This window comes from Pseudomonas sp. 382 (genome assembly GCF_002759075.1).
Classification (GTDB): Bacteria; Pseudomonadota; Gammaproteobacteria; order Pseudomonadales; family Pseudomonadaceae; genus Aquipseudomonas; species Aquipseudomonas vlassakiae.
The window spans coordinates 38,772-65,006 of record NZ_PEMX01000034.1 but is presented as its reverse complement, the minus strand read 5'-3'; the positions used below and the strand labels follow the sequence as shown (position 1 = coordinate 65,006).

General features: G+C 62.6%; 21 protein-coding genes and 5 pseudogenes. 12 read left to right on the top strand and 14 right to left on the bottom strand.

Features of this window, described 5'->3' with window-relative positions:
- From CQW31_RS31805 to CQW31_RS25925, 3 genes and pseudogenes are all read left to right on the top strand, one after another.
- Positions 1-107 (top strand): annotated as a pseudogene (locus tag CQW31_RS31805) (IS110 family transposase); the annotation flags it as partial.
- A gap of 162 nt (positions 108-269) precedes the next feature.
- Positions 270-896, top strand: a complete 627-nt coding sequence (locus CQW31_RS25930) for a riboflavin synthase (protein WP_054887367.1) — start codon at positions 270-272, stop codon at positions 894-896.
- A 9-nt stretch (positions 897-905) separates the two neighbouring features.
- On the top strand, positions 906-1,607 hold the full coding sequence (locus CQW31_RS25925) for a YoaK family protein (protein WP_099815735.1): 702 nt from the start codon (positions 906-908) through the stop codon (positions 1,605-1,607).
- 3 nt (positions 1,608-1,610) lie between these two features.
- Here CQW31_RS25925 and proP read toward each other — a convergent pair whose 3' ends face one another.
- The 6 genes from proP to CQW31_RS25895 all read right to left on the bottom strand — a co-directional run bounded on the left by proP (position 1,611) and on the right by CQW31_RS25895 (position 9,573).
- Positions 1,611-3,113 (bottom strand): glycine betaine/L-proline transporter ProP, encoded by a 1,503-nt coding sequence (gene proP, locus CQW31_RS25920; protein WP_099815734.1) that lies wholly within the window; start codon positions 3,111-3,113, stop codon positions 1,611-1,613.
- 138 nt (positions 3,114-3,251) lie between these two features.
- Positions 3,252-4,226, bottom strand: coding sequence for a porphobilinogen synthase (gene hemB, locus CQW31_RS25915; RefSeq protein ID WP_054887370.1), 975 nt, complete (start codon positions 4,224-4,226; stop codon positions 3,252-3,254).
- Between the two features lie 312 nt (positions 4,227-4,538).
- Complete coding sequence (locus CQW31_RS25910; protein ID WP_099815733.1) at positions 4,539-5,432, bottom strand: PA4780 family RIO1-like protein kinase; 894 nt, start codon at positions 5,430-5,432, stop codon at positions 4,539-4,541.
- A 231-nt stretch (positions 5,433-5,663) separates the two neighbouring features.
- Positions 5,664-7,241 (bottom strand): aldehyde dehydrogenase (NADP(+)), encoded by a 1,578-nt coding sequence (locus CQW31_RS25905; protein WP_099815732.1) that lies wholly within the window; start codon positions 7,239-7,241, stop codon positions 5,664-5,666.
- Between the two features lie 29 nt (positions 7,242-7,270).
- Positions 7,271-8,260, bottom strand: a complete 990-nt coding sequence (gene araD1 / locus CQW31_RS25900) for an AraD1 family protein (RefSeq protein ID WP_099815731.1) — start codon at positions 8,258-8,260, stop codon at positions 7,271-7,273.
- Complete coding sequence (locus CQW31_RS25895) at positions 8,251-9,573, bottom strand: MFS transporter (protein ID WP_054887374.1); 1,323 nt, start codon at positions 9,571-9,573, stop codon at positions 8,251-8,253. The genes araD1 and CQW31_RS25895 overlap by 10 nt, the downstream gene beginning before the upstream one ends.
- Positions 9,574-9,757: 184 nt before the next feature.
- Between CQW31_RS25895 and CQW31_RS25890 the strand changes: the two genes are divergently transcribed.
- Positions 9,758-11,491, top strand: coding sequence for an IlvD/Edd family dehydratase (locus CQW31_RS25890; protein ID WP_054887375.1), 1,734 nt, complete (start codon positions 9,758-9,760; stop codon positions 11,489-11,491).
- Positions 11,492-11,658: 167 nt separating this feature from the next.
- Positions 11,659-12,381, top strand: a complete 723-nt coding sequence (locus tag CQW31_RS25880) for a FadR/GntR family transcriptional regulator (RefSeq protein WP_054887376.1) — start codon at positions 11,659-11,661, stop codon at positions 12,379-12,381.
- A gap of 36 nt (positions 12,382-12,417) precedes the next feature.
- Here CQW31_RS25880 and CQW31_RS25875 read toward each other — a convergent pair whose 3' ends face one another.
- Positions 12,418-12,849: a multidrug/biocide efflux PACE transporter gene (locus CQW31_RS25875; RefSeq protein ID WP_099815730.1), complete on the bottom strand. Its 432-nt coding sequence runs from the start codon at positions 12,847-12,849 to the stop codon at positions 12,418-12,420.
- A 354-nt stretch (positions 12,850-13,203) separates the two neighbouring features.
- On the opposite strand from CQW31_RS25875, the gene CQW31_RS25870 reads away from it, so the two are divergent.
- From CQW31_RS25870 to CQW31_RS32250, 3 genes and pseudogenes are all read left to right on the top strand, one after another.
- Entirely contained in the window at positions 13,204-13,974 is a 771-nt protein-coding gene (locus tag CQW31_RS25870) for an EAL domain-containing protein (RefSeq protein ID WP_249341958.1), read from the top strand.
- Positions 13,975-14,034: 60 nt separating this feature from the next.
- Positions 14,035-14,805 (top strand): annotated as a pseudogene (locus CQW31_RS32255) (PAS domain-containing protein); the annotation flags it as partial.
- Positions 14,794-15,354, top strand: a complete 561-nt coding sequence (locus tag CQW31_RS32250; RefSeq protein WP_256587437.1) for a methyl-accepting chemotaxis protein — start codon at positions 14,794-14,796, stop codon at positions 15,352-15,354. The pseudogene CQW31_RS32255 and the gene CQW31_RS32250, both read left to right, overlap by 12 nt.
- Before the next feature lie 9 nt (positions 15,355-15,363).
- Here CQW31_RS32250 and hutH read toward each other — a convergent pair whose 3' ends face one another.
- From hutH to CQW31_RS25845, 4 genes and pseudogenes are all read right to left on the bottom strand, one after another.
- Complete coding sequence (gene hutH / locus CQW31_RS25860) at positions 15,364-16,887, bottom strand: histidine ammonia-lyase (protein ID WP_054887380.1); 1,524 nt, start codon at positions 16,885-16,887, stop codon at positions 15,364-15,366.
- A gap of 12 nt (positions 16,888-16,899) precedes the next feature.
- Positions 16,900-17,733, bottom strand: a complete 834-nt coding sequence (locus CQW31_RS25855; RefSeq protein WP_054887381.1) for a glycine betaine/L-proline ABC transporter ATP-binding protein — start codon at positions 17,731-17,733, stop codon at positions 16,900-16,902.
- Positions 17,730-18,581 carry a proline/glycine betaine ABC transporter permease gene (locus CQW31_RS25850; RefSeq protein ID WP_054887382.1) on the bottom strand — a complete coding sequence of 284 codons (852 nt, stop codon included), beginning with the start codon at positions 18,579-18,581 and terminating at the stop codon, positions 17,730-17,732. The genes CQW31_RS25855 and CQW31_RS25850 overlap by 4 nt, the downstream gene beginning before the upstream one ends.
- Before the next feature lie 73 nt (positions 18,582-18,654).
- A pseudogene (locus CQW31_RS25845) lies at positions 18,655-19,543 on the bottom strand (glycine betaine ABC transporter substrate-binding protein).
- 173 nt (positions 19,544-19,716) lie between these two features.
- Here CQW31_RS25845 and CQW31_RS25840 point away from each other — a divergent pair.
- The 3 genes from CQW31_RS25840 (at position 19,717) to CQW31_RS25830 (ending at position 22,175) form a co-directional block, all read left to right on the top strand.
- Positions 19,717-20,631, top strand: coding sequence for a LysR family transcriptional regulator (locus CQW31_RS25840; RefSeq protein ID WP_054887384.1), 915 nt, complete (start codon positions 19,717-19,719; stop codon positions 20,629-20,631).
- Between the two features lie 198 nt (positions 20,632-20,829).
- The gene (locus CQW31_RS25835) at positions 20,830-21,525 is read left to right on the top strand and encodes a 3-oxoacid CoA-transferase subunit A (protein ID WP_054887385.1); all 696 of its coding nucleotides are present in this window, start codon (positions 20,830-20,832) and stop codon (positions 21,523-21,525) included.
- Between the two features lie 8 nt (positions 21,526-21,533).
- Positions 21,534-22,175: a 3-oxoacid CoA-transferase subunit B gene (locus CQW31_RS25830; protein WP_054887386.1), complete on the top strand. Its 642-nt coding sequence runs from the start codon at positions 21,534-21,536 to the stop codon at positions 22,173-22,175.
- A gap of 70 nt (positions 22,176-22,245) precedes the next feature.
- On the opposite strand, the gene CQW31_RS25825 is transcribed toward CQW31_RS25830, so the two are convergent.
- Both CQW31_RS25825 and CQW31_RS25820 read right to left on the bottom strand, forming a co-directional pair.
- On the bottom strand, positions 22,246-22,962 hold the full coding sequence (locus CQW31_RS25825) for an IclR family transcriptional regulator (RefSeq protein WP_082433691.1): 717 nt from the start codon (positions 22,960-22,962) through the stop codon (positions 22,246-22,248).
- Positions 22,963-23,154: 192 nt separating this feature from the next.
- Positions 23,155-23,517, bottom strand: a pseudogene (locus CQW31_RS25820) (thiamine pyrophosphate-dependent enzyme); the annotation flags it as partial.
- Here CQW31_RS25820 and CQW31_RS25815 point away from each other — a divergent pair.
- Positions 23,506-24,498 (top strand): annotated as a pseudogene (locus tag CQW31_RS25815) (cytochrome c); the annotation flags it as partial. The pseudogenes CQW31_RS25820 and CQW31_RS25815 overlap by 12 nt on opposite strands.
- 92 nt (positions 24,499-24,590) lie before the next feature.
- On the opposite strand, the gene CQW31_RS25810 reads toward CQW31_RS25815, so the two are convergent.
- Entirely contained in the window at positions 24,591-25,853 is a 1,263-nt protein-coding gene (locus CQW31_RS25810; RefSeq protein ID WP_099815726.1) for an OprD family porin, read from the bottom strand.
- Positions 25,854-26,235 lie beyond the last annotated feature (382 nt).

The window sequence follows — 26,235 nt, the reverse complement described above, 5'->3', positions numbered from 1 at the left end:
CAACCCAAGCTCTGGTAATCCTGGCAAGAAAGCTCGCGCGGGTGGCATTCGCCCTGATGAAAAATCAGGACGAATACGTCACCAAAGGCGGGAAACTGGCTTGCTGAAAACCATAGAATCTCCCACAGGATCGCCAGAGTCTTCAAGCTTTGTGCAATACCTGTGGGAGCGGGTTTACCCGCGAAGAGGCCGGCACAGGTAGCTTGCATTTGCGGCGCCACGGGCATAGCTTCCTGATGTTTTCCCACTCTGTGCCCAGGAGCAACTTCATGTACACCGGCATCGTCCAGGCCGTCCGCCCTCTGCTTGATGTGACCACCTACCCGGGCCACAACCAGTTCACCATCGACCTCACCCCGGAACTGCTCGACGAGCTGAAGATCGGCGCCAGCGTCAGTGTCGAAGGTACCTGCCTGTCGGTCACCGAAATCGACGGCACCCAGGTCAAGTTCGACGCCATGACCGCCACGCTCGAACGCACCAACCTGCGCTGCTTCAAGGCTGGCCAGGGTGTCAATATCGAGCGCTCGGCGAAAATGAACGCCGAAGTGGGTGGCCACCTGATGGCCGGCCACATTGCCACCACCGCCGAGGTCGTCGAGCTGTCGATCAAGGAAACCGGCGCTTTCATCACCTTCCGCATGCCACCGCAGTGGGGCAAGTACGTTTTCCCGCGTGGCTTCATCGGGGTCAACGGTTGCAGCCTGACCGTCGCCGATGTCGAGGACAACGTGGTGACCATCAACCTGATCCCCGAGACCCTGCGCCAGACCACCTTCGCCCGCTACCAGGCCGGCGAGCTGCTGAATATCGAGGTGGACCACCAGACCATGGTGCTGGTGGATGTGGTGGAGCGCACCATCAAGAGCACCCTCGCCCGCGAATTGCCGCACTGAAGCCCGCACATGCTGCCCAACGCCCTCCCCGCGCGCACGGCCAGGCGCCTGCGCCTGCAGGTCCTGCGTGGCCGCGTCGGCCTTGGCCTGGTGGCCGGGTTATCGGTGCTGGCCGGCATGACGGATGCCATCGGCCTGCTGGCATTGGGCGATTTCGTCTCGTTCATGAGCGGCAACACCACGCGCCTGGCCGTGGCCATCAGTGACGCGGACCAGGCCATGGTGCTGCGCCTGAGCGGCGCCGTGCTGGGCTTCGTGGCCGGCAACGCGCTGGGTGTCATGCTGGCCCGTGGCTTCCGACGCCGAGCCTGGCCAGTGTTGCTGGTGGTCGCCACACTGCTTGCCTGCGCCGCAGCATGGCCGTTTGCGGCGACGTTCCCGGCGCTGCTGGCGGCCACCTTGGCCATGGGCATGATCAATGCGGTAGTGGAACAGGTGAATGGCCTGCCCATCGGCCTGACCTACGTCACCGGCGCACTGTCGCGCTTCGGCCGCGGCCTGGGCCGCTGGCTGCTGGGCGAGCGGCATAACGGCTGGCGGGTGCAGCTGGTGCCCTGGGCCGGCATGCTGCTCGGCGCTGCCCTGGGTGCCTGGTTACAGCAGCGCCTGGGCCTGCAGGCGATGGCCGGCAGCGCCGCGCTGGCCTGCCTGCTGGCGCTGGTGTCGCGCTTCATTCCCCGCACCTGGCAGCGCGGCTACATGCCGCGCTGAGCCTCAGTCGATACGCGGGTGCTGCTGCGCCAGCACCTGGCGCTTGGCCTCCAGCTCGGCGATCTGCGCGTCGATATCTTCGATCTTCTGCTCGATGTTGTCGTGATGCTCCTGCAACAGTTCGCGCGCTTCTTCGATGTCCGACGCCGCAGGTGCTGCGCCACGCAGCGGCTTGTTGGCGGTTTCCTTCATGGTCACGCCGGTGACCAGGCCGACCACGGCGATCACCATCAGGTAGTACGCCGGCATGTACAGGTTGCCGCTGCTTTCCACCAACCAGGCGGCGAGGGTCGGGGTCAAGCCGGCGATCAGCACCGAGATGTTGAACGCACTGGCCAGGGCGCTGTAGCGGATGTGCGTGGGGAACATCGCCGGCAAGGTCGAGGCCATCACGCCAATGAAGAAGTTCAGCAGCACGGCGATGATCAGCAGGCCGGAGAAGATCAGCCCCAGCGCGCCGCTGTTGATCAGCATGAACGCCGGGATGGCCAGGGCGAACAGCCCGACGCTGCCGACCACGATGAACGGGCGGCGGCCATACTTGTCGCTCAGCAGGCCGATGATCGGCTGCACGAACAGCATGCCGACCATGATCGCGATGATGATCAGCACACCGTGGTCTTCGCTGTAGTGCAAGTTGTGCGACAAGTAGCTGGGCATGTAGGTGAGCAGCATGTAATAGGTGACGTTGGTGGCGATCACCACGCCGATGCAGGTAATCAGACTGCGCCAGTGCTTGGTGGCAACCTCCTTGAACGACACCTTCGGCCCCGAGGCCAGGCCTTCGCGGTCACCCTGCTCGAGTTTGTCCACGTGTTGCTGGAACGCCGGGGTTTCTTCCAGGGCGTGGCGCAGGTAGAGGCCGATGATGCCCAGCGGCAAGGCCAGGAAGAACGGCAGACGCCAGCCCCATTCGAGGAACTTCTCTTCGCCGAGCACAGTGGAGATCAGCACGACCACCCCCGCCCCCAGGACAAAGCCGGCAATCGAGCCAAAGTCCAGCCAGCTGCCGAGGAAGCCGCGCTTGCGGTCCGGGGCGTACTCGGCGACGAAAATCGATGCCCCGGTGTACTCCCCGCCCACCGAGAAGCCTTGGGCCATCTTCGCCAGCAACAACAAGATCGGCGCCCAGATGCCGATCGAGGCGTAGGACGGAATCAAGCCGATGGCAAAGGTGCTCAGCGACATGATCACGATGGTTGCGGCGAGGATCTTCTGTCGCCCGAAGCGGTCGCCCAGGGCGCCGAAGAACAGCCCGCCCAGCGGGCGAATCAGAAATGGCACCGAGAACGTGGCCAGTGCCGCGATCATCTGCACGCTGGGGTCGGCATTGGGGAAAAACACTTTGCCCAGTGCATAGGCGACGAAGCCGTAAACACCAAAGTCGAACCATTCCATGGCGTTGCCCAGCGCGGCGGCGGTGATCGCCTTGCGCATCTTGGCGTCGTCGACGATGGTGATGTCTTTCAAACCGATCGGCTTGACACTTTTCTTGCGAGATTTCATGCCCGTTTCCCTGTTGCTGATAGCTCTATGGGATCTGATCCAACGGGACACTAAATAATTCAGCGCTTACTGCTTTTTTCCTGCGCCAGCGCATTGCGCGCACTGCAAGCGCCGCTCGGAAGCGGCGCTTGCTGACGGTCAGATCCCGTCGCGAGCGAGGTCCATGGCGAAATAGGTCAGGATCAGGTCGGCACCGGCGCGCTTGATCGCACCGAGGCTTTCACGCACCACCCGGCCTTCGTCGATGGCACCGGCCAGGCCGCCGAACTTGATCATCGCGTATTCGCCGCTTACCTGGTAGGCCGCCAGCGGCAGGCGCGACGCAGCGCGGATGTCGGCGATCACGTCGAGGTAGGCGCCGGCCGGCTTGACCATCAGCACATCGGCCCCTTCCTGCTCGTCGAGCAGCGACTCACGCACCGCCTCGCGGCGGTTCATCGGGTTCATCTGGTAGCTCTTGCGGTCGCCCTTGAGCGCGGTGCCGCCCGCTTCACGGAACGGCCCATACAGCGACGAAGCGAATTTGGTGGAATAGGCCATGATCGCGGTGTCGTGGAAACCGGCACCGTCCAGGGCGCTACGAATGGCCTGCACCTGGCCATCCATCGCCGCCGACGGGGCGATGAAGTCGGCACCGGCAGCGGCGGCGATGACCGCTTGCTTGCCCAGGTTGGCCAAGGTGGCGTCGTTGTCCACGCCATGGTCGTGCAGCACGCCGCAGTGGCCATGGCTGGTGTATTCGCAGAAGCAGGTGTCGGACATCACCACCATCTCCGGCACGGTGTCCTTGCAGATGCGCGACATGCGCGCAACCAGGCCGTTTTCGTTCCAGGTGTCGCTGCCGGTGGCGTCCAGGTTGTGCGACACGCCGAAGGTCATCACCGACTTGATGCCGGCGCGGGCATAGCGCTCGATTTCCTGGGCCAGGCGTTTTTCCGGGATCCGGTTGACACCCGGCATGCTGGTGATTGGCACGAAGTCATCGATGCCTTCTTCGACGAAGATCGGCAGGATCAGGTCTTCCAGGCGGAATTCGGTTTCCTGGAAGATCGTGCGCAGGGATTCGTTCTGGCGCAGGCGACGGGGACGAACGGACGGGAAACGGTTGGACATGACAGCTCCAGGGCATTTTTAACGGCGTATACCTTATGCCTGTCCGGCGCCAGTGAAAAGGCCGGATGACGAGATACTGCCTTGCGTCAATGGCAACAGCCGATTTTTGCCTGTGCGGCGAGGAAACGGCGGCACTAGTGTTGGAGCGCGTCTTGGCGCAACAAACGTGTACCGCCTTCGGTTTGAACTGCAATTTTTATCCGCTGCCCGTGCTCAGGCTGCTACAGCAATGGTTGACTCCCAGCGCTGATTGGCCCTCGGCAATCAGGTGGGAAGAGCGAAATGCCTGGCAGCGCAGGAACGGTCAGACCCTTACTGCATCCACGGCGGTGTCGGCTCTTCAGCCTTGGCCGGCCCATGCTCGGCCTCATCCCGCGCCGCACGGCGGCGGGCTTCATCGCGCAGGGTGGCGTCGATCTCGCGCATCACTCCGGCCACGTCGGCGGCATGGTCGTCTTCCTCGAACTGCCCGCTCAGCGGGCTGTCCGGGCGCAATTCACCGGCTTCGTACAGCGCCCACATCTCATCGGCGTAGCGGGTGGCCTTGAGTTCCGGGGCAAAGCGCCCGAAGTAATGCGCCATGTTCGCCACGTCCCGCTGCAGCATGCTGAACGCATGGTTGTTGCCCGCCGCGTCCACCGCCTGTGGCAGGTCGATGATCACAGGGCCGTCAGGGCCGAGCAGCACGTTGAATTCAGACAGGTCGCCATGCACCAGCCCGGCGCAGAGCATCAGCACGATCTGGCGGATGACGAAGGCATGATGCTCACGGGCCTCTTCGGCCTCCAGGTGCACGTCGTTCAAGCGGGGCGCGGCGTCGCCGTCGGCGTCGGTGACCAGTTCCATCAGCAGCACGCCGTCCTGGAAGTCGTACGGCTTGGGCACCCGAACGCCGGCATTGGCCAGGCGGAACAGCGCCGCCACCTCGGCGTTCTGCCAGGCGTCTTCGGCTTCTTTGCGGCCGTATTTGCTGCCCTTGGCCATGGCCCGGGCCTGGCGGCTGTTGCGGACCTTGCGGCCCTCCTGGTATTCGGCGGCCTGGCGGAAGCTGCGCTTGTTGGCCTCTTTGTAGACCTTGGCGCAGCGCACCTGGGCACCGCAGCGCACCACGTAGACGGCCGCTTCCTTGCCGCTCATCAAGGGCCGCAGTACTTCGTCGACCAGGCCGTCTTCGATCAGTGGTTCGATTCGTTTTGGTGTCTTCATCAGGCTGCGTTCGGGGGTCCTGGCTTGGAGGTTGGACATCCTCTCACAGGCAGTGATTGTCGTCAGCCCTGGTGTTTGTCGTTAGCCCTGGTGTTTGTCCTTAGCCCTAGTGCCTGCCTTGAGAGGTTTGGCGCCTGGGAGATCGAGCGCCGCCCGCGATGCGCCGCGCGGGCGGCGCTCGATCTCCCAGGCGCCACACCTCTCAAGGCAGACACCAGAAGCAACCACCACCTATCGGCTTATCCCCTCGCGGCTGTACACACCATCCACCAACCGCAACAAACCAAGCGGATTGCCATCCTGCAACGCCGCCGGCAACAAGCCATCCGGATAGTTCTGATAACACACCGGCCGCAAGAAACGATCAATGGCCAATGTCCCCACCGAAGTCCCCCGCGCATCGGACGTGGCCGGATACGGCCCGCCATGCACCATCGCATCGCTCACCTCGACCCCGGTCGGGTAACCGTTGACCAGCAGGCGGCCAGCCTTGCGTTCAAGCAACGGCACCAGTGCTGCGTACCGCTGCAGGTCCTGAGGTTCGGCAATCAGTGTGGCCGTCAGCTGGCCATGCAAGGCGCCCAACGCACGGCGCAGTTCGTCTTCGTCGGCCACTTCGACCACCACCGTGGTCGGGCCGAAGACCTCTTCCTGCAACAGCTCATCACCGCTCAGCAGCAAGCTGACATCGGCATGGAACAGCTGCGCCTGGGCCTGTTCACCGCCCTGCCCGGCCCCAGCCAGGTGGCGTACGCCCGGATGCTGGTGCAAGCGCGCTACACCGCTGGCATAGCTGCGCAGCGTGCCAGCATTGAGCATGGTCTGCCCTGGCTGATCGGCCACGCGTGCAGCCAGTGCAGCCACGAATGCCGAGAACGCTGGCCCCGCCATGCCGATAACCAGGCCCGGATTGGTGCAGAACTGCCCGCAACCCAGTACCACCGAAGCCGCCAGCTCGGCCGCCACCTGCTCGCCCCTGGCCTGTAACGCCGCCGGCAGTACCAGCACCGGGTTGATGCTGCTCATCTCGGCAAACACCGGGATCGGCTGCGGACGCGCTGCAGCCAGGTCGCACAAGGCCCGGCCCCCCTTGAGCGAGCCGGTGAAGCCCACCGCCTGGATCGCCGGGTGGCGCACCAGCGCTTCGCCTACGCCGGCGCCGTAGATCATGTTGAACACCCCGGCTGGCATGCCAGTAGCCTCGGCGGCCCGCTGGATCGCCTCGGCGACATACTCGGCAGTGGCCATGTGGCCACTGTGGGCCTTGACCACCACCGGGCAACCGGCAGCCAGCGCGGCAGCGGTATCGCCGCCTGCCGTGGAGAACGCCAGCGGGAAGTTGCTGGCGCCGAATACCGCCACCGGGCCGACACCGGTGCGGTACTGGCGTAGGTCAGGGCGCGGCAGCGGCTGGCGCTGGGGCTGGGCGCGGTCGATGCGGGCGCCCAGGTAGTCGCCACGGCGCAGCACCTGGGCGAACAGGCGCATCTGGTTGCTGGTGCGGCTGCGCTCGCCCTGGATGCGTGCGGCGGGCAAGGCGGTTTCGCGGCAGACCGTGTCGATGAAGGCCTCGCCAAGCGCATCCAGCTGCCCGGCAATGGCATCCAGAAACTGCGCACGGCGCTCTGGCGCCAAGCCGTTGTATTCGGCAAAAGCCTGCTCGGCGGCGCAGGCGGCGGCATCCACCTCGTCAGGCGTGGCCTGGGTGAAGACGACCGGCAGGGCCTCGCCCGTGCGGGAATCCAAACTCAGCAGGCGCACGCTGCCTGCGGCGCTGCGGGCGCCGCCGATGAAGTTGCTTCCTGACATGCTTGACTCCTGTGACAACGATTGAAGGCTCAAAGGCTTTTCACCAGGCCTGGGCGCACCGCGTGTTCAGAGGCAACGATGCCATTGCGCAGTGGCTCGCCGAAGGCGTCCAGGCTGACCTCGAAAGTGTCCCCCGGCCGGGCCTGGATACCGTCGGCGAACGACAGCGTGGCGGTGCCGAAATAATGCACATGGACATCGCCCGGGCGCAGGAACTGGCGGTACTTGAAGTGGTGGAACTCCAGGTTTTCGAAGCTGTGGCACATGTTCTGCTCACCGGACAGGAACGGCTTGCTCCACAGCTCCCGGCCGTCGCGCAAGATGCGGCTGCGGCCTTCCAGGTGCGCCGGCAGCGCGCCCAGGCGCAGTTCCGGGCCGAAGCTGCAGGCGCGCAACTTGGAATGCGCCAGGTACAGGTAGTTGCGCCGCTCCATCACGTGGTCGGAGAACTCGTTGCCCAGCGCGTAACCCAGGCGGAACGGGGTGCCGCACTCGCCGATCACATACAGCCCGACCAGCTCCGGCTCCTCGCCGGCATCTTCGGCAAAGGCCGGCAGCGGCAAGTCGGCACCGGGGCGCACGACCATGGCGCCATCGCCCTTGTAGAACCACTCCGGTTGCGCGCCCTGCTCGCCTGCGGGCGGCCGCCCGCCTTCAAGGCCCCACTGGAACATGCGCATGCTGTCGGTGACGGCACCCTCGGCCTGCTGCTGGTGCATCTTGTCGCGGGTGGCGGCGCTGCCCAGGTGAGTCAGGCCGGTGCCGGTGACCAGGCAGTGCGCCGGGTCTTCGTGGTCCAGAGGTGGCAGCACTCGGCCTTCGGCCAGGAGCGCCAGGTAGTCATGGCCCTCGCCCAGGCCCGCGGTTTGTACCTGGCTGACCAGGTCGCGGCCTGCCGCTATGGCCTGCAGCGCCAGTTGGCGGGTGCTGCTCACGCCGCGGATTTCCAGGGCGCGCTTGCCTTCCACCACGCCGACCCGGCGCTGGCCGGCGGCAGTTTCGAATTGGATCAGTCGCATGCTTGTGCTCGCTTGTCGGTTGCAATGTTCACGGATGCCTGGCGCTGGCGGCGCTCGAGGCGGTTGTAGACGACACCGGTCAGCACCAGCCCGAACAGCATCATCACGGCCAGGAAGTACAGGCCCGAGGACAGCTGGCCGGTGTGTTCCTTGAGCGCGCCGATGCCGAACGGGCCGAGATAGCCGCCGAGGTTGCCGATCGAGTTGATCAGGGCGATGCCGGCCGCCGCGCTGGCGCCAGAAAAGAAACGCCCAGGCAAGGTCCAGAAAATCGCCGTGCAAGAGAACAGCGCGAAAGCCACCAGGCACAACGCGGCCAGCTGCATCGCTGGCACGGTCAGCCAGGCGCTGAGAAACAGCCCCGTTGCGCCCAAGGCATACAGCAAGCCCAGGTGGCCATAGCGGTCGTTGAGACGGTCGGAGCTGCGCGGGATGATCAACAGGCCGATGATGCCGAACAGGTACGGCACTGCCGAAACGAAGCCAGTCACCAGGTCACTGCCACCGAACTGGTGGATCAGCGTCGGCAGCCACAGGCCCAAGCCATAGATGCTCAAGGTCACTGGCAGGTAGAACAGCGCCAGCAGCAGCACCCGGCCATCCTTCAGGGCGTGCAGCGGGTTGCCGTGGCGGGTCTGGCCGAACGCACGCTGGTCTTCGGCCAACTGCTCCTTGAGCCAGCTACGCTGCGCATCATCCAGCCAGCGCACCTTGTCCGGGCCGTCCGGCAGCAGGCGCAGGGTCGGCCAGGCCAACAACACGGCGGGTGCGCCGATGCAGACGAACAGCCACTGCCAGCCATGCAGGCCCAGGTTGCCATCCAGGCCCAGCAAGGCGCCCGACAGTGGCCCGGTGATCAGCATCGCCAGCGGTTGCGACAGGATGAAGAAGCCAAGGATCTTGCCGCGATGGCGCACCGGGTACCACTGGGTGATGTAGTACAGCACGCCAGGGAAGAACCCCGCCTCCGCCGCGCCGAGCAGAAAGCGCATTACGTAGAAGCCGCTGGGCCCGGTGACGAACGCCATGCCGACGGTGATCGCACCCCAGGTCAGCAGGATGCGGGCAAACCAGCGCCGTGCGCCGAAGCGATCGAGCAGCAGGTTGCTGGGGACTTCGAACAGAAAATAGCCGATGAAGAACAGCCCGGCCCCCAGGCCGTAGGCCGCATCACCGAGGCCGATGTCGGCACCCATGTGCAGCTTGGCAAAGCCCACCGCCGAACGATCGACGTAGGCCACCAGGTAAAGCAGGACCAGAAAAGGGATGAGTTTCAGGGTGATCAGGCGGACGAGCCGCTGCTCCTGGATCATGGCGAGGTCTCCGATTGTTCTTGTAATGGGGACAGCACATGGCCGGGGTTTCATGGGCAGACCTCCGGCGCGGTGAGACGAGCATATAGTATTACTATTTAAATCAACAAGCCTTCACAATGATGATTTTTAGCGATAGAGTCGAAGCATAACGACAAATAGTAATACCAATAAGGTGTCCGTCATGTCTGATAGCAAACGCCCCCTGCGCTCCGCCCAATGGTTCGGCACCGCCGACAAGAACGGCTTCATGTACCGCAGCTGGATGAAGAACCAGGGCATTCCCGACCATGAGTTTCAGGGCAAGCCGATCATCGGCATCTGCAACACCTGGTCCGAGCTGACCCCGTGCAACGCGCACTTTCGCAAGATTGCCGAGCATGTGAAGAAAGGCGTGCTGGAGGCCGGCGGCTTCCCGGTGGAGTTCCCGGTGTTCTCCAGCGGCGAGTCCAACCTGCGCCCCACCGCGATGCTCACCCGCAACCTGGCGAGCATGGACGTGGAAGAAGCCATTCGTGGCAACCCGGTAGACGCCGTGGTGCTGCTGACTGGCTGCGACAAGACCACCCCGGCCCTGCTGATGGGCGCCGCCAGCTGCGACGTGCCGGCGATCGTGGTCACCGGCGGGCCGATGCTCAACGGCAAGCACAAGGGCCGCGACATCGGCGCCGGCACCATCGTCTGGCAAATGCACGAGGCCTACAAAGCCGGGCAGATCGACCTCAACGAGTTCCTTTCGGCCGAAGCTGGCATGTCGCGTTCGGCAGGCACCTGCAACACCATGGGCACCGCTTCGACCATGGCCTGCATGGCCGAGGCCCTGGGGACCTCGCTGCCGCACAATGCGGCGATCCCGGCGGTGGACTCGCGCCGTTACGTGCTCGCTCACCTGTCGGGCATGCGCATCGTCGAGATGGTCAACGAAGACCTGCGCCTGTCGAAGATTCTTACCCGCGAAGCCTTCGAGAATGCCATCCGCGTCAACGCCGCCATTGGTGGCTCGACCAATGCGGTGATCCACTTGAAAGCCATCGCCGGGCGCATCGGCGTCGACCTGCAACTGGAAGACTGGACCCGCGTCGGCCGCGGCACGCCGACCCTGGTCGATCTGCAGCCGTCCGGGCGCTTCCTGATGGAAGAGTTCTACTATGCCGGTGGCCTGCCTGCCGTGATCCGTCGCCTGGGCGAGCACAACCTGCTGCCCCACCCCAGCGCGCTGACCGCCAATGGCAAGAGCCTGTGGCACAACTGCCAGAGCGCACCGCTGTATGACGAAGCGGTCATCCGGCCGATCGACAAGCCGCTGGTGGCCGACGGCGGCATCTGCATCCTGCGCGGCAACCTCGCCCCCAAAGGCGCGGTGCTCAAGCCCTCGGCGGCAACCCCCGAACTGATGCGCCACCGTGGCCGTGCGGTGGTGTTCGAGAACTTCGAAGACTACAAGGCGCGCATCAACGACCCGGCGCTGGAGGTCGACGCCAGCTCGGTGCTGGTGATGAAGCATTGCGGCCCGAAGGGTTACCCGGGCATGGCCGAAGTCGGCAACATGGGCTTGCCAGCCAAGCTGCTGGCCCAGGGCGTGACCGACATGGTGCGCATCTCCGACGCGCGCATGAGCGGCACGGCGTATGGCACCGTGGTCCTGCATGTGGCGCCTGAAGCTGCGGCGGGTGGGCCGTTGGCGGCGGTACGCGAAGGTGACTGGATCGAGCTGGACTGTCATGAGGGCCGCCTGCACCTGGATATTTCCGAGGCGGAACTGGCCGGCCGCCTGGCAGATCTGCAGGTGCCGCAGCCGTTGATCAGCGGAGGCTATGCGAAGTTGTACATCGACCATGTGATGCAGGCCGATGAAGGTTGTGACTTCGACTTTCTGGTGGGCTGCCGAGGCTCTGCTGTGCCCAAGCACTCCCACTGAGCCTGCACTGGCACTGTGCGGGAGCGGGCATGCCCGCGAAGCAAGCAGCGCGGTGCGTAGCACCGGCTTTGCCGGTGTTCGCGGGCCTGCCCGCTGCCACAGGGGCCGGTACAGCTTGACTGATGCTATGATGCCCACCCCGCTCCGATGGACCGCCAGCACCCCACATGAACTACCGTCAGCCCACCACGCGCAAGAGCATGCACGCCACCCTGGTCCAGGACCTCGGCCTGCAGATCGTATCCGGCCAGCTCCAGCCGGGGCAGAAACTGCCCGCCGAAGCCAGCCTGTGCGAGGCCTATGCGATCAGCCGGCCGGTGTTCCGTGAAGCGATGCGCGCCCTCACCGCCAAGGGCCTGATCGAAGCCCGCCCCCGTGTCGGCACCTTGGTGCGCCCGCGCCACGCCTGGCACATGCTCGACCCCGACGTGCTGCACTGGCTGATGCAGGCTACGCCGCAGCAAGAGTTTTTCAACACCCTGTCCAGCGTGCGTTGGGTCATCGAACCTGCCGCCGCCGCACTGGCCGCGACCAATGCCAGCGCCGAGGATGTCGCCTCGATCAGCGAGGCCTATCAGCGCATGGAAGCCGCACGCACCCACGAAGAGCGCCTGCAGCCGGACCTGGACTTCCACGCACGTATCGCCGACGCCACCCACAACGACCTGCTCGCCTACCTGTGCAACATGCTCTCGCTGGCCCTTCGCGAGTCGGTGCGCTACTCCAACCAGCGCCCCAACTTCGACGAACTGGCCCTGCCGCGGCACAAGGCGATCCTCACGGCTATCCAGAACGGTGACGCCCTCGGCGCCCGGCATGCTTCGCTGGTGCAACTGGAAGATGCCCGGGTTGCGTTGAGCAAGGTGCTCGGCCAGGACCCGATCGGCTAAGCCTCACCGCCGCTGCAAGCAAGCACTTCTGAGGCCTCAGGCCACGGCTCGGCGCTGCATGATGAAGTACCGGGCCCGGTCGAACGCCCAGTTGTACACCACGGTGTAGGGCAAGATGATCACGAAGAAGCCCAGCTCGACCATGAACGCCTGCAGCAGCGAGATCTCCAGCATCCAGGCCGCCACCGGCAGGCACCAGACCACCAGGCCCGCCTCGAAGCCCAGGCCATGGACGAGGCGCGCCGGGGCTTTCCACTGACTGCGAGGCGTCGCCACGAAGCGGTCGACGAGCGCGTTATAGACCATGTTCCAAGCCATTGCGATCAGCGACAGCGTTACCGCCAGGGTGCCGGCCGTGGCCAGCGACTTGCCCATGATCCACGAGAGCAAGGGCGCACACAGCAGCACGGCGAAGATTTCATAGCCGACGGCATGGACCATGCGTTCGGTGAAAGAGACTTTGTTCATGGCAGATTCCAACATGTGGTTACGTGGCCCCATTTTCTTTGATGGAACAGATGCTTGCGATATAGCTCCCATCGGTTTTATCAATACCAAAGCGCGCTAAGGGACTCGTAAGTGCAATGGCGTCGCCGCACCGCCCCCAAAGTTGTACAGCCTCAGGCACAGAAGCCCACAAAGACCTCGATATGGCTATTTTGTCGCCCGATTTGGCTGATAAACCGTCTTCTCTACGAAAAATAATTGTACAAACAGCTTTCCTTGTACAAGTATTGGGGCAATACTTCGCCTCAGGGAGCGTGCAAGCACCTCCAGGACATCGGCACGGAGCCATACCACCGCCCCACACGAGGTGCCAGCTTGTCTACAGAACTCATACCCGTCACGGCTCAGCGGCCCCACGGTTGCCGCAACTGCAAGGACAATCGCGGCTTTGATGTCGATTTCACCATGGCCTTTCAACCGATTGTAAATACCTTCAACAACACTGTATTCGGCTATGAATCTCTGGTTCGCGGCACAGACGGAGCGGGTGCCAAATCCATTTTGGACAAGGTCAATGAGTCTAATCGATACCGCTTCGATCAAGCATGCCGTGTCAAAGCCGTTGAATTAGCCGCAAAAGCCAGCGTTCAAAATTTTTTAAGCATCAATTTTTTACCCAACGCGGTCTATCAAGCAGACGCCTGCATACGCACCACACTGGAGGCCGCCGAGACATTCGGATTCCCGATTGATCGAATCATCTTCGAAGTCACTGAAGGCGAGAGCATCCGTGACAAATCTCATATCAAGAACATCATGAGCTCTTACAGGAAGCAGGGTTTCAAAACGGCTATCGATGATTTCGGCGCCGGCTACTCTGGACTCAACTTACTTGCCGATTTTCAGCCGGACATCATAAAAATCGACATGGAACTCATCCGAGGGATTCAGCACAGCAAAGCCAAAAGAGTGATAACCCATGGAATCGTAACGATATCCAAGGGGCTCGGCATCGAGGTCATCGCCGAAGGCGTAGAAACCTTGGAAGAATTGACGACACTGCAAGACATTGGCGTCAACTTATTTCAAGGGTACTTTTTCGCCAAGCCCGCGATCGAAACCCTCCCCCGTATTAGTTGGCCTTAGCCACGACATCGATGACACAGAAGCACCGAGCCCAAAATCAAAGCAGCACTAGGAAAGCTTATGTTTAATACTCGATTAAAGCTCGAACTTGAACATGCCTCATCGGCGTTAAGGTACACGGAGGCAAGAACGCGCGCCATCGACCTGTCCAACCTGGTGATGGCGCTTACACCGAACGGCACCATCATCAGCGCCAACCAGAACTTGCTACATGCGCTGGATTACCGTCAAGACGAACTGATTGGAAAGCATCACAGCCTGCTCGCCCCGAAGGATGACACCCCTACAGGTATAAATAGCGACCTTTGGACAAAATTGCGCAGAGGTGAGTATGTTCGCGATCGGTTTGCGCTCTGTAATAAAGCGGGAACGAAAGTATGGATGGAAGCGAGCTACAATCCGATTCTCCGCTCAGATGGCGGCGTAGAAGAGATCCTGATGCTCGCGACCGTTGTAACAGACCGGGTAAAGATTGAGCAAGAGCAAAGGGGTGTAATAGACGCCATCCATCGCGCCATGGCCATTGTCTCGTTCGACCTGAACGGGCACCTCATTGAAGCCAATCAAAACTTTCTGCGCACATTCAAATATGAAGTAAAAGATATCCAGGGCAAGCATCACCGATTGTTTTGCACGCCGCAGGAAGCGGACTCGGCTGAATACCAACAATTCTGGAAACGGCTGAACGCAGGTGAGTTTTTCTCTGGCCGCTTCCAGCGAGTTGACCGGCACGGCAATACCGTCTGGCTGAGCGCGACTTACAACCCGGTCTTCGATACCGAGAACAGGCTGTACAAAATTGTCAAATTTGCTCGCGACATAACACCTCAAGTCAACCACCAACACGCTGAATCAGCGGCTGCCGCGCTGGCTTATGAAATCGCCCACAACACCGACCGCAGCGCTCACGAGGGCGCACTTATCGTTCGGCAAACCATCGCCACGGTGCGAGAAATTGCCGATGAGCTTTCCAGAGCCGCGGAGCAGATTCAGGCAGTCAACAGGCAATCCGAAGCCATCACCCGCATCATTCAAACGATACGCGAGGTTGCCGAGCAAACAAACCTCTTGGCCCTGAATGCAGCGATTGAAGCGGCCCGAGCGGGAGAGCACGGCAGGGGTTTTTCCGTGGTAGCAGACGAAGTTCGCAAGTTGGCAGTGCGTACCGCCCAAGCAACAACGGAGATCAAGGATGTGGTAAAGCGAAACCATGATCTCTCCCTCGTCGCTGTCCACGGCATGCAGAAAAGTCTTGGTAAAGCCGACCTCGGCGTCGAAATGGTTGGCCAGGCGGGACAGGTGATCGAGGACATTCAAAGCGGAGCGCGCCAAGTCGTGGAGGCCGTCAAGCTGTTCAGCAACGCTGTGGAACACTCATGACAGCCCACGTCATAGCAACCCGGGGAAGGCAGCATCCAGCAGCCCTGGCTCCTTCAGGATCGCGGCACTGCTGACGATATCCGGGGCCAGCCATCGGTCCTGGACATAGGCCGGCACCCGCTCGCGCAGCAAGCGCCAGGCAACCTCCGTCCCTGCCCCAAAACGCTGCTCCTTGAGGAACTCGAATGCCTGGGCCGCCAACAGGTACTCGATGGCAAGGATCTGCGTGCAGTTCTCCAAGGCGCGGTGCAGCTTCAACCCGGCATTGGTGCCCATGCTCAAGTGATCCTCCTGCAGCCCGGAGGTGACGTAGTTGTCGATGACAGCCGGTTGCGCCAACTGGCGGTTTTCCGCACACAGGGAAGCGGCCACGTACTGGACAATCATCATGCCCGAATTCACCCCGGGCTGGCTGACCAGGAACGCCGGCAAGCCACTGACCAACGGGTTGATCAGGCGGTCGAGCCGGCGCTCGGCAATCGCCCCGATCTCGGCCACCGCGATGGCCAGCAAGTCAGCCGCCATGGCCACCGACTGGCCGTGCGGGTTCGCCTGGGAAACCACTCGATAGGACTCGGGCGTACCCAGCAACATCGGGTTGTCGGTCGTGGAATTGAGTTCGGTTTCAATCTGCCGCGCAGCGTGGGCCAACTGATCGCGGGCGGCGCCATGAACCTGCGGGATCGAACGAATGCTCAAGGCATCCTGGGTGCGGATGCCATGGCTGCTGGCAATGACTTCGCTGCCGTCAAGCAGGCGGCGCAAGTTGCTGCCCACACGCTGCATGCCGGGGTGCGGTTTGAGCGCGATGACTTGCGCGTCGAACGCATCGAGTTGGCCACGCAGGGCTTCGAAGCTCATTGCACCGATCACGTCCGCCCATTGGCTCAACCGCGTGGCGTCATCCAGAGACAGGCAGCTCAGGCCGGTCATGCACGGGGTGCCGTTGACCAGGCACAGGCCATCCTTGGCGCCCAGCCTGACCGGCGCCAGGCCAACCTCGGCCAAGGCTTGCTGCGCAGGTACGATCTGACCGCGATAACTGACCTGGCCGACGCCCAGCAAGCTGATGCTGATATGGGCCATGTGGGTCAGATATCCCACCGACCCCTGCTTCGGAACCTGTGGGGTAATGTGCTGATTGAGCAGTGTCAGCAGCGCCTCGACCACCTTGCGTTGCAGGCCGGAACGGCCCTGGCTGAAATTGATGACCGCCGCGCACATGATCGCCCGGGTCTGTTCATCCGACAGCGCTGCCCCCACGCCGCAGGCATGGCTGAGCAGGGTATTGCGCGACAACTGGCTGAGCTGTTCGTCTTGCAATGAGACATTGCACAAGGCGCCAAGCCCGGTGTTGACACCATAGGCGCGTTCACCGCTGGCAACGATGCGCTGGACAATCGCCTGGGCGTTGTCGATCCGCGCCCAGGCCGAGGGCGCCAGCTCGAGCCTGGCGCCATGCCGCGCCACGGCCACCACGTCCTGCCAGTGAACAGGCGCATCGGCGATGATGATTTTTTTGGCAAACGACATACACGCAATTCCTTAAAGCGAAGCTACGCGGCGCTGCACGAAACGATCGACGTATTCGTCCGCAGGCTGATAGAGGATTTCCTTCGGCGTGCCGACCTGGATCAGGCGACCGTCTTTGAGAATGGCAATCCGGTTGCCGATACGCACCGCTTCATCGAGGTCGTGAGTGATGAAGACGATGGTCTTGTGCAGGGTCTTCTGCAGCTCCAGCAGCTGGTCCTGCATTTCGGCGCGAATCAGCGGGTCGAGCGCACTGAAGGCTTCGTCCATGAGGATGATGTCAGTGTCGGCGGCCAAGGCACGGGCCAGGCCGACGCGCTGGCGCATCCCGCCCGACAACTGGTGCGGGTACGATTTTTCATACCCCTTCAAGCCCACGGTGTTGATCCAGTGCAGGGCTCGCTCAGTGCACGTGGCCTTGTTCTCGCCACGGACTTTCAGGCCATAGGCGACGTTGTCCAGCACGCTGCGGTGCGGCAGCAGGCCGAAGCTCTGGAACACCATGCTGATCTTGTGTCGGCGGAATTCCCGCAGGGCCGGCAGGTCGTATTGCAGGATGTCCTCGCCATCGACCAGGATCTGGCCACTGGTGGGGTCGATCAGGCGGTTGAAGTGGCGCACCAGGGTTGATTTGCCCGAGCCCGACAGCCCCATGATCACGAAGATCTCACCGCTGCCGATGGACAACGAAAGGTCGTTGACGCCAACCACACAGCCGGTTTCGGCCAGCACCTGGTCCTTGGCCTTCTTCTGGCGGATCAGTGCCAGGGCCTCTTCGGCGCGCGCCCCGAAAATCTTGAAGACGTTCTTCACTTCGATCTTGTTCATCATCTGCTTGGCGCTCATTTGCCCACCCCATGCCGTGGCCGGCCATAAGCCTGGGTAATACGGTCGATCACGACCGCCAGAATCACAATGGCCAGGCCCGCTTCCAGGCCACGGCCGACGTTGAGGGTCTGAATGCCGACCAGGACGTCTTCACCCAGGCCACGGGCCCCGATCATCGACGCGATGACCACCATCGACAGGGCCATCATGGTGGTCTGGTTGATACCCGCCATGATGCTCGGCAACGCCAGGGGCAGTTGCACGCCGAACAGCTGCTGCAGGCGATTGGCGCCGAAGGCATTGATTGCCTCCATCACTTCGCCATCCACCTGGCGAATCCCCAGATCGGTCAAGCGGATCAGTGGCGGGGCGGCATAGATGACGGTGGCAAAGATCGCCGGCACCTTGCCCAGGCCGAACAGCATCAGCACCGGGATCAGGTACACGAAGCTGGGCATGGTCTGCATGATGTCGAGCAGCGGCATCAACACCGCCCGCAGGCGGTCGTTGCGCGCCGACAGGATCCCCAGCGGAATGCCCACCAGCACCGAGATCAGCGTGGCCACCAGCATCAGCGCCAGGGTCTGCATCAGCTTGTCCCAGAGGCCTACCGCACCGACCAGGAACAGCAAGCCGACGATCACGGCGGTGGCCGCGACCTTGCGGGTGGCGTGCCAGGCAATACCCGCGACGATGGCCAGCACCAGCCACCAAGGGGTCGCGCGCAGCAGGCCTTCGAGGTTGACGATGGCCCACAACAGGGTGTCGGAGACGTGCCGGAACACATCGCCGTAGTTGCTTACCAGCGCATCGACCCAGCCATTGACCCAGTCGGCAATGGAGAACGTGAAGTTTTTGGGAAACATGGAATTGTCTCGAGCAAGTGCATGGAGCGGACCGACGTGGGTTTATCCGGCAAGCGCCGGACGCCCCCCGCTTTCAGAGTGCCGCATCGACCTTCTTGGCTGCGTCTTCGCTGACCCAGCTGTGCCAGACTTCGGGGTGTTCCTTGAGGAACAACCTGGCCAGCTCCGGCGACTCGATACGGTCTTTGCTCATGCGCGCCAGGTTCTGGTTCAGCAGGTCGATCGGCAGATTGACCTTTTCCAGTACCGCCACCAGTTCCGGCGCCTGCTCGTGGAAGGCCTTGGACACCCCCACCTTGATGGTCACGGATTTGTCCACGCCGGGCTTCTCGTCCAGCTTGACCAGGTCGGCCTGGCCCATCAACGGCGTCGGTGACCAGTAGTAGAACAGGATCGGCTCACCACGCTTGTAGCTCGACAGCACGGCGGCATCCAGCGCCGGGCCGGTGCCCGGGCGGAAGTTGGTATAGGTGTTCTCCAGGCCGTATTGCTTGAGCATTTCGCTGTTGTCCAGCTCACAGGTCGGCGATGCGCTTGAGGTTGGGTGCCTTGGCTTCGAGTTTGCGCCTGGCATCGCCTTCGATCACATAACGCGGCACGTACCAGCCCTCGACCGCGCCTACCACCGGGGCGCCGACGCCGACGACCTTGCCGGCAGCCGCAGCCTTGTTCCATACCTCGCTGCGCCCTACCCATTCTTCGGCGAATACCTGGATATCGTTGCTGCTCAGGGCGTTCTCCATGGAGATGGAGTTACCCGGCAGGCTATCGGTATCGCAGCCGTAACCGTTTTTCAGCACGAACTGCATCACGTCGGTGAGCAGCATCCCGCTTTCCCAGTTCAAACCGGCGAATTTGACCGGTTTGCCAGACTCGCACCAGTTGGCGGCCTGGCTGCCGCCAGCGCACGCCAGCAACCCGAGAGAGAGTGTCGTGGTCAGCAGAGCCTTTGTAATTGTCATTGTGACGCTCCCAAACAAGAACATTGATTGCAGTATTCGAGGGCATCCGGCCCAAAGAGGGACGCCAGCCTGGCTGGCGTGCCGTCCTTGGTGAGCACTGCGCAGGAGAAATATTTCACAATGTAAAAAAAGGATAAAATAATAAGTGCTGATGCATCACAAAGGAAAAACCTATGAAGTTCACACTGCGCCAACTGCGCTATGCGCTCGCAGCGGCCAAGCATGGAAACCTGACGGCTGCGGCCATGGAACTGCATGTTTCACAACCCTCCATCTCGGCCGCCATCACCGAGCTGGAGGAGGTGCTGGGCCAATCGATCTTCATCCGCCAACGGGGCCTGGGCATATCGCTGACACCCTTCGGTCGCACAGTCATGGTCCAGGCCCGTCGCGTGCTGGCAGAGGCGCAGACCTTTGCCGAAATCAATGCCAATGCAGGTGAGTGCGTCGGCGAACTGGTGGTCGGCTGTTTCGAAGACCTGGCGCCCTATTGCCTGCCGCAAATCGTGCGGCGGATGCAGGAGTCCTGCCCACGGGTCACGGTCGACATGCGCGATGGCAGCTTCGATTTCGTGGGCAAGCGGCTCAGTGAAGGGGCGATAGAACTGGCGATCACCTACGACCTGGGTTTGCCGCCGAACACCCACTGCACTCAGCTGTGCGAGCTGACCGCTCAGGTACTGCTGGCGGCCGATCACCCCTTGGCCAGGCAGCCGCGCGTCAGCCTCAAGGCATTGGCGCAATACACCCTGGTGGTCACCGATCAGGCGCAAAGTTGGCAGCATGTGCTGGACCTGTTCAGCTTCTACGACCTGTCACCGGCCGTTGTGCACCGTGTGCGCACCTTCGAGCTGCAGCGTAGCCTCGTCGCCAACGGCTTTGGCGTGGCGCTGATCTATACCCGGCCATTTGGTGACCGCAGCTACGATGGGCAAGCGCTGGTCTGCCGGCCGACCGAGGAGAAGCTGCCCACCCACAGCATCGTTCTGGCGCATGACCAGCGCTATCCGCTGACGCCTTCGGCCGAGGCGTTCAAGGCGCTGGCGGTGGCCTGGTTCGCCGAGCGGCCGTCGTTTGCATCGGAGTGAATGCCAGGCAGCCTGGCCGCTCAGAAATCGCACAACAGTTCGGTAATCGCACAAATTCCTCTCCACCCTCTCTACTGTTTCACGCTATTGCGGCACGCTATGGGCAAGTCAGCACACAACGCCAACGCGCTGCATGGCCCCACCGCGTCAACGCGGCAGGTCGACTATTCATACTCCAGGAAGAACCAGGAGCTCGCTGTGATCAATAAAACGTTTGAGTCCATCGCCAGCGCGGTGGAAGGGATTACCGACGGTTCGACCATCATGGTCGGTGGCTTCGGCACCGCCGGGATGCCGTCCGAACTCATCGATGGCCTGATCGCCACCGGTGCCCGCGACCTGACCATCATCAGCAACAACGCCGGCAACGGCGAGATCGGCCTGGCCGCTCTGCTGATGGCCGGCAGCGTGCGCAAGGTAATCTGCTCCTTCCCGCGCCAGTCCGACTCCTACGTGTTCGACGAACTGTACCGTGCCGGCAAGATCGAACTGGAAGTGGTGCCACAAGGCAACCTGGCGGAGCGCATCCGCGCCGCGGGTTCGGGCATCGGGGCGTTTTTCTCGCCGACCGGCTATGGCACCCTGCTCGCCGAAGGCAAGGAAACCCGTGAAATCGACGGCCGCATGTACGTGCTGGAAATGCCACTGCACGCCGACTTTGCACTGATCAAGGCGCACAAGGGTGACCGCTGGGGCAACCTGGTCTACCGCAAGGCCGCGCGCAACTTCGGCCCGATCATGGCCATGGCGGCCAAGACCGCCATCGCCCAGGTCGACCAGGTCGTCGAGCTCGGTGAACTGGACCCGGAGCACATCATCACCCCGGGTATTTTCGTCCAGCGCGTGGTCGCCGTTTCCGGCGCTGCCGCTTCTTCGATCGCCAACGCTGTCTGAGGCCTGCCATGACCATCACCAAAAAGCTCTCCCGCACCGAGATGGCCCAGCGCGTGGCCGCAGACATCCAGGAAGGCGCCTACGTCAACCTGGGCATCGGCGCACCGACCCTGGTGGCCAACTACCTGGGCGACAAGGAAGTGTTCCTGCACAGCGAGAACGGCCTGCTGGGCATGGGCCCGAGCCCTGCGCCAGGTGAAGAAGACGACGACCTGATCAACGCCGGCAAGCAACACGTGACCCTGCTCACCGGCGGTGCCTTCTTCCACCACGCCGACTCGTTCTCGATGATGCGTGGCGGCCACCTGGACATCGCCGTATTGGGTGCCTTCCAGGTGTCGGTCAAGGGCGACCTGGCCAACTGGCACACCGGCGCCGAAGGTTCGATCCCCGCCGTGGGCGGCGCGATGGACCTGGCCACGGGCGCCCGCCAGGTGTTCGTGATGATGGACCACCTGACCAAGACCGGCGAAAGCAAGCTGGTGCCCGAGTGCACCTACCCGCTGACCGGCATCGGTTGCGTCAGCCGTATCTACACCGACCTGGCCGTGCTGGAAGTGACTGCCGATGGCCTGAAAGTGGTAGAGATCTGCGCGGACATCGACTTCGACGAGCTGCAGAAGCTCAGTGGCGTGCCGCTGATTCAGTGATCTGCTGAACCTGACCGAACGGCTACAGCGGTCATGCGCTAGTAGCCGCCCCGCGTCCAGCTAGCGATGTTTACTTCCCGGCTGCCGGCAAGCCATCTGCGGCCTTGCAGCCAAGGCTGCGCATCAGGTCACGGGTAGCGTCGAAGAAGATGTCGTTGAAGGCTTCGGCACACTCCGGGGTGAGCCGGCTGGATGGGCCGGAAAGGACCAGTGCGCCGACCAGCTCGTCGCCAGCGCCGTACACGGGAAAGGCGACCGATGCGGCATGCGGGTCTGTGGCTCCCATCGAGTAAAATGGCTTTTGCATGGCGATACCGCTGGCGAACGGCGCGCGCAACGCCTGGGCCCCAGCGGCGTCGTCCATCGGCCGCATGTCGCCGGGCTGGACGTGCATGCGCAGTCGATGGGGCGAATTGACGCGGTACTGACACATCCGATACGCGCCGTGTCGCACGTAGAACGAGGCCGTCTCGCCGGTACGCTCTGCCAACAGGTGCAGCCTGGGCATCACGTGGCGCTCCAGATCAATGCCCTCCTCATACACCGCATTGAGCCGCATGACCTCGCTGGCCAGCTGGTAGCGCCCATCTGCCATGCGATTGACGAAACCATGGTTCTCCAGCGAGACCATCAAACGCATGATGGTACTTTTGATCAGTCCGGTACGCTCGACGAGCTCCACAAGGGTCAAGGACGTGTCGCCCACCTGGAACGCCGAGAGCACTGTCAGCACGCGGTCAGCCGAAGCCACGCCATTCACCGCAGGACGCGGCCGAACATTAACCATCCGTAGATCCTCACATTTGATTTGCCCAGGTCTTTGTCAGGGCCCAGATGAATCATTATCTGCGAATGCCCTGGCAACCGCCATCATGCCAGCAAGAGCCGATGCGGCACCATCATCGTCGACGGTGAAGAACCTCGAGCAGAAGACCAGCAGGCCCGTCATCGCGCCTGCCGGCCCACTGCAAAGCGTGGCTCAGATGGCTATGCTGCGCTCACGCAACTGCATGTTCAGGATGAAGTCGTTCTCGCTGTAGTCCACCGGGCAGTCGATCACGTGCACGCCAGGGGTCTTGATGCAGTGCTCGAGCAGTGGCAGCAAGGCTTCGGCGCTTTCGACGCGGTGACCATTGGCACCATAGGCTTCGGCGTATTTGACGAAGTCCGGGTTGCCGTAGTCCAGGCCGAAATCGGTGAAGCCCATGTTGGCCTGCTTCCAGCGGATCATGCCGTAGCCATCGTCACGCAGGATCACCACGGTGATGTGCATGCCCAGACGGACCGCAGTTTCCAGCTCCTGGCTGTTCATCATGAAGCCGCCGTCGCCGCACACCGAGACGGCATTCGCAAGGATGGCAGTACCCTCTACCCCGCCATGCCCTACCCCTCGTACGCCAAGGTCACCGACCAGGACATCGCCGACCTCTATGCCTACTTCATGAAAGGTGTGCAGCCGGTGGCCGAGGCCAACCGCGAAAGCGACATCCCCTGGCCGATGAACATGCGCTGGCCGCTGGCGTTCTGGCGCTGGACGTTCGCCCCGAAGGTGGCCACCGAAACGGGCAGCACGCCAGACCCACAACTGGAGCGCGGCCGCTATCTGGTCAACGGCCTCGGCCACTGCGGGAGTTGCCACACCCCACGCGGCATCGGCATGCAGGAAAAATCGCTAACCGGCAGCGATGGCGACCACTTCCTGGCCGGCGGCGCACCGCTGGAAGGCTGGGTGGCGAAAAGCCTGCGCGGCGACGCGCACGATGGCCTGGGCAGTTGGAGCACCGAGGAGCTCGCGCAGTTCCTGAAAAGCGGCCGCACGGAACGCACGGCGGTGTTCGGTAGCATGACCGATGTCATCCAGCACAGCATGCAACACCTGACCGATGCTGATCGCCTGGCCATCGCTCACTACCTCAAGAGCTTGCCTCCGGTGAATGCGTCGCCTGCCGTCAAAGCCGAAAGCAACACCGCTTTGCAACTGAGCCGCATGGACGTGAGTACCCCGGGCGCTCGCACCTACATCGACAACTGCATGGCCTGCCACCGCAGCGACGGCCGCGGTTACGCCGAGGTGTTCCCGGCCCTGGCCGGCATCCCGGTACTCAATGGCAAGGATGCGACCTCGCTGATCCATATCGTGCTGGACGGCGGCTACCTGCCGGGCAACCAGCATGCCCCCACCGGTTACGGCATGCCCGGCTTCGCCTGGCGCCTTGGCGATCAGGAAGTGGCAGACGTGGTGTCGTTCATTCGCTCGGGCTGGGGAAATTCAGGCTCGCCTGTGTCCACGGACGAAGTGGCGAAGCAACGCATGCAGCACTGATGCAACAGCCATGGCCCCGCGCCTCTGCGCGGGGCCGTACTGACCTGTAGTTTTCCCGGGCCGTAACGCTGAACAGGCCGGCTGCTGCCAGCTCAGAACAATGCCACGGTATAGTTGACGATCACGCGGTTCTGATCGCCATTGCGGGCCGCTTCGCTGCGGGACATACCATTGCGCCAGGCCACGCCCAGGCCCTTGAAGGTCCCGCTCTGGATCACATAATCCAGGGAGAAGTCCCGCTCCCACTCCGACTGCTCGGCGCCGCCCGCGGTCTGGATGTGGTCACCCTTGAGATACATCACCGAGGCCTTGAGGCCGGGCACACCCAACGCCGCGAAATCGTAGCCATACTGCGCAAAACCGGTGCGCTCGCCAGCACGCGTGAAACTCAATAGCATCTTGTCTGTCCACAGATACAAGCTGCTGCCACCGGCCCCCTTGTCGATCGACCCTTGGTTGATCTGCACGAAGTTGCTGTCATCGGAAACGCTCTGATAGCCCAGCATGAGCGAGTGACCACGCAGGCGGTAAGTAAACGCCGCACTCCACAGGTCGCTATCGATTTCGCCGTCTCCATCGGCGGTGTAGCCGCCTACGGTATAGCCCTGCGCTCGCCCCGAAGCGCTGCCGTTGGCGCCGTCCGAGCGGGTGCGGAAGTAGCGCAGGTCGGTCGTCAGCGAGCTGTCGTCAGTCAGTGCCAGGGTATGATTGAGGCCAGCAAAATGCTGCTGGTAATAGTCCTGCAATTCACCCGCGTAGTACTGCAGCATGAGCGCATCGCTGGCACGGTAATCGACACCGGCAAAATAGAAACGGTCACTTTCCTGGGTGCCGCCACTTACGGCCATGCCGGTCAGGTCGGTGGACGCCCGGCCCCGGGCGCGGTCAAGCGCACCGCCGATCAGCATCAGATTGTCGAACTCCTTCGACTGCAGCTGCACCCCCTGGAAGGTCTGCGGCAGCAACCGACCATCCGAGGCCATCAGCACCGGCATCTTCGGCATCAACTGGCCGACCCGCAGCTCGTTCTTGCTCGCTTTCAACTTCAAAGTCGCGCCCGCGCTGCCCCACTGATCCACCGCACGCTCGCCATCGGACGGAATCATCGTGCCACCCGCGTGTCGGCCACGGCCGCTGTCCAAGGTGACACCCAGCATGGCGGTCGCATCCACCCCGACGCCGATCACCCCGCTGGTGTACCCCGAACGCAGATCGAGCAGGAAGCCCTGCGCCCATTCCTCGGTCTTCGAAGGCTTGGCGGCACCGTCGCGGTTATCACTGTTGAAGTAGAAGTTACGCATCGCCAGGTTGGCATGGCTGTCGGCAAGAAAGTCCGCCAGAGCAGGCGACGCCATTAGGCCACCACTGGCGGCAAGGGCAAGACCACAGAAGGAAGGTAAGGATTTCAAGACGAAAGCTCCCTGAGCACCCGAACCCGGGTGCCGGTTTTCTTGTTATTGGAATGGACGCCGAGTCAGCCCTGCATGCCCCAACGGCGCACGGTGACCCGCTTGCGCCAGGCGGTGACAGCCGCAAGGCCAACGGTAAGCGAGAGGTTTTTCAGAGACCGAGAAGGACGGTACGGCATACGCCATGACCAAGGCTGCATAGCAAACTCCAGTTGTTTTTATTTTGGAACGCCATTTCCCTTACATAAGGTCACATAATTTTGAGCCTCGTCAAGAGCCGCGAAAAAGACGACGAAAATCATCGCCTTTCGTCGCATCATGATTTATT